This window comes from Pseudarthrobacter sp. NPDC058329, assembly GCF_042879835.1.
Lineage (GTDB): Bacteria > Actinomycetota > Actinomycetes > Actinomycetales > Micrococcaceae > Arthrobacter.
Genome location: NZ_JBHVZR010000039.1, coordinates 1 through 3,487, shown reverse-complemented (window position 1 = coordinate 3,487; position 3,487 = coordinate 1). Strand labels below are relative to the sequence as shown.

Below are 3,487 nucleotides of genomic sequence, written 5' to 3'. Positions count from 1 at the left end.
CCGTCCGGCCCGCAGCCACCCCCCCCCCCCCCACACCCACTCGAAATGTCTCCGCGCTAGCCCCAACTACCCCCCCAGTTTTTTCCTTTGTGTCGCCCCAAACCCACAACAACTGCGAGCTAGTTGGGAGGGGAGGGGGTTACTCGAGGCGGCGCTGTTTGGTCTCCGGCGAGAAGAAGGCCATCCACACCACCGCAAGCAGCACCAGGCCGCCGGCGAGGGCGAAGGACGTGGCCAGGCCCAGCTCCGGCCAGAAGTAGTTCGCGAAAATGAGCGGTCCGAAGCCTGCACCGAGCCGGGAGAACGTGGAAGCCCACCCGAACCCGGTGCCGCGCAGCTCGGTGGGGTAGAGCTCGGACACGTAGGCGTAGAGCACCGGGATGGCCACCTGCACCACAAACCCGAACACCAGGAGCCAGAAGACCGCTGCCGTGGGGATGTCCACCACGATCGCCACGATCACCAGGGTCAGCGCGGACAAGGGCCCGGTAACGGCAAGGATCCACTTGCGGCCCACGCGCTCCACAAGCAGCGCCGCTACGATCACACCCAAAAGCCCGACGGCGGCCATGGAAGCGGTGGTGACGAACGCCTTGTACTCGGCGAATCCGGCACCGATCAGGATCCGCGGCATCCAGGTCAGGGACAGGTAGTAGACCAGCAGGATCGAAAAGAACAGCGACCAGGCCGCAGCGGTGATCTTCCAGTTGTACTGCCACACCAGTCGCAGCTGGTGCCAGGCGCTTCCAGCCGAGAGGCGGGGCACTTCCTTGGCATCGGGCAGGCTGTAGGCGCGGGCCTCCGCGCCGGTGGCGGCCACCAGATCATCGATGACCTTGGCCGCTTCTTCCCGCCGGCCCTTGCGGATCAGGAACAGCGGGGACTCCGGGACGCTCCGCCGGACCCAGAACACCAGGAACGCAGGCAGGACCATTACCAGCATGGTCAGCCGCCAGTCTCCGTACAGCGCCACGAGGCCGGCGGAGACAAACCCGGCCAGGGCGGCACCCACCGGCCACCAGCCGTCCATCGCCGTGAGTACCTTGCCGCGCTGCTTGCGGGGAGTGAACTCACCCACCAGGGCGTAGTCCACCGGGATGCAGCCGCCCAGGCCGAAGCCCGCCATAAACCGGAAGACGCAGAACCAGATGAAGTCGGGGGAGAAGGCGCCGAATACCGTGAAAAGGGAGAAGATCAGCAGGGTTGCAGTGAAAGCCTTTTTCCGTCCGATGGTGTCCGCAATGGTGCCCCACACGAAAGCGCCAAGGGCCATCCCGATCAGGTTGGACGTGCCCACCCAGGCCACCTCGCCCGGGGTGAGGGCCCAGTGCGTGGAGAGCAGTGGAATGAGGATGCCGTTGAGGGTCACATCCCAGGCATCGAACATAAAACCGAGGCCGCCGATCACAAAGATCCTGCCTTGGACTTTCCATCGCCAGGGCAGTTCCTGGACCACCTGCTCGCCGCTCGGCACAGTGGTGTAAGTATTCATCGCAGCCTCCTAAAAGAACTTTAGCCGGGGCCGGTGGCGTTCACACTTCCGCCTGCACAGGGGCAAACTGCACTTCGCGATAAACTTGCCCTATCCCCACCAACCGCGGCACTGTTCCGCGACATAAGACGGAGACATTTGTGAGCTTCACGCAGCATGAGCGCGTATCCATTGACCGTGTTCCCATCCGCCGGGCCCTGATCTCGGTTTACGACAAGACCGGTCTGGAGGAGCTCGCCCAGGGCCTGCACGCAGCGGGCGTGAAGCTGGTTTCCACCGGGTCCACGGCGAAGAAGATTGCCGCCGCCGGCATCCCGGTCCAGGAAGTCGAGGAAGTCACCGGCTCGCCGGAAATGCTGGACGGCCGCGTCAAGACGCTGCACCCGCGCGTCCACGGCGGCATCCTGGCCGACCGCCGCGTCCCCGCGCACATGGAGACGCTCACCAGGATGGAGATCGAGCCCTTTGACCTGGTGGTGGTGAACCTCTACCCGTTCGTGGAAACCGTCAAGTCCGGCGCTGCCCAGGACGACGTCGTCGAACAGATCGACATCGGCGGCCCCGCCATGGTTCGCTCGGCCGCGAAGAACCATGCCGCCGTCGCCATCGTGGTGGACCCCTCCTTCTACGGCCAGGTGGTCACCGCAGCCGCTGAGGGCGGCTTCGACCTGAACACCCGACGGCGGCTGGCCGCTAAGGCGTTCGCCCACACGGCCTCCTACGACAACGCCGTGGCCACCTGGACCGCGAGCCAGTTCCTGGATGAGGACGGCGACGGCGTCATCGACTGGCCCGCCTACGCCGGCCTCTCGCTGGAACGCTCCGAGGTCCTGCGCTACGGCGAGAACCCGCACCAGCAGGCCGCCCTGTACGTGGATAAGGCAGCTCCGGCCGGCATCGCGCAGGCCGACCAGCTGCACGGCAAAGCCATGAGCTACAACAACTTTGTGGACGCCGACGCCGCCCTCCGCGCCGCCTACGATTTCGCCGAGCCCGCCGTCGCCATCATTAAGCACGCCAACCCTTGCGGCGTTGCCGTCGGTTCCGCGGATGCCGCTGATCCGATCGCCGACGCCCACGCCAAGGCCCACGCCTGCGATCCCGTCTCGGCCTTCGGCGGCGTCATCGCCGCCAACCGCACCGTGACCGCGGTCATGGCCAACACCGTCAAGGACATCTTTACCGAGGTTGTCATCGCGCCGGGCTTCGAGCCTGAGGCCGTGGAGATCCTGTCCAAGAAGAAGAACATCCGCCTGCTCGCCCTGCCGGAAGGCTACGGCCGCTACCCGTCGGAGATCCGCCAGGTATCGGGCGGCGTCCTGGTCCAGGTGGCCGACAAGGTCGATGCCGACGGCGACAACCCCGCCACCTGGACCCTCGCTGCCGGCGAGGCCGCGGATGACAAGACCCTCGCGGACCTGGCCTTCGCCTGGACTGCCTGCCGTGCCGCCAAGTCCAACGCCATCCTCCTCGCGCAGGACGGCGCTGCCGTCGGAATCGGCATGGGCCAGGTCAACCGACTGGATTCCTGCCGGCTGGCTGTGGAGCGGGCCAATACGCTCGGCGTGACGGTGGAGTCCGACGTCGAAGGTGCCGGCGGTGCGTCCAACACCAGCGGTGCCAGCGCACCCCAGCGGGCCCGCGGCGCCGTGGCTGCGTCCGACGCGTTCTTCCCGTTCGCTGACGGCCTGCAGATCCTGGTGGACGCCGGCGTCCGCGCCGTGGTCCAGCCCGGCGGTTCGGTGCGCGACGAGGAAGTTATCGCGGCAGCCAATGCAGCCGGCGTGACCATGTACTTCACGGGGGCGCGGCACTTCTTCCACTAGTCCCCAGGGGTTTCCCTGGCCCGCAGAGTCGGCCAAGGAACCTGATTAACAACGACGGCGCCTGTCCCCGCAAAAGGCGGTTTCTAGGGGTCGTTGCAACACCTGCTGGTTAGGTGGTTAGTAGTAAATCACGTAAACGCTCGGCTGGGGTTTTCCAGCCGAGCGTTTT

At 66.1% G+C, this 3,487-nt stretch carries 2 protein-coding genes; one reads left to right on the top strand and one right to left on the bottom strand.

What is annotated here, in order from left to right:
* Positions 1 to 139 precede the first annotated feature (139 nt).
* Entirely contained in the window at positions 140 to 1,492 is a 1,353-nt protein-coding gene (locus ACFVYC_RS22290; RefSeq protein WP_387554421.1) for an MFS transporter, read from the bottom strand.
* A gap of 140 nt (positions 1,493 to 1,632) precedes the next feature.
* Here ACFVYC_RS22290 and purH point away from each other — a divergent pair, with 140 nt between their 5' ends.
* Complete coding sequence (gene purH / locus ACFVYC_RS22285; protein ID WP_387554419.1) at positions 1,633 to 3,318, top strand: bifunctional phosphoribosylaminoimidazolecarboxamide formyltransferase/IMP cyclohydrolase; 1,686 nt, start codon at positions 1,633 to 1,635, stop codon at positions 3,316 to 3,318.
* Positions 3,319 to 3,487 lie beyond the last annotated feature (169 nt).

Bases quoted from the DNA above. Each gene is read 5' to 3' on its own strand.
- ACFVYC_RS22290 (WP_387554421.1), bottom strand. From the start codon at position 1,492: ATGAATACTTACACCACTGTGCCGAGCGGCGAGCAGGTGGTCCAGGAA.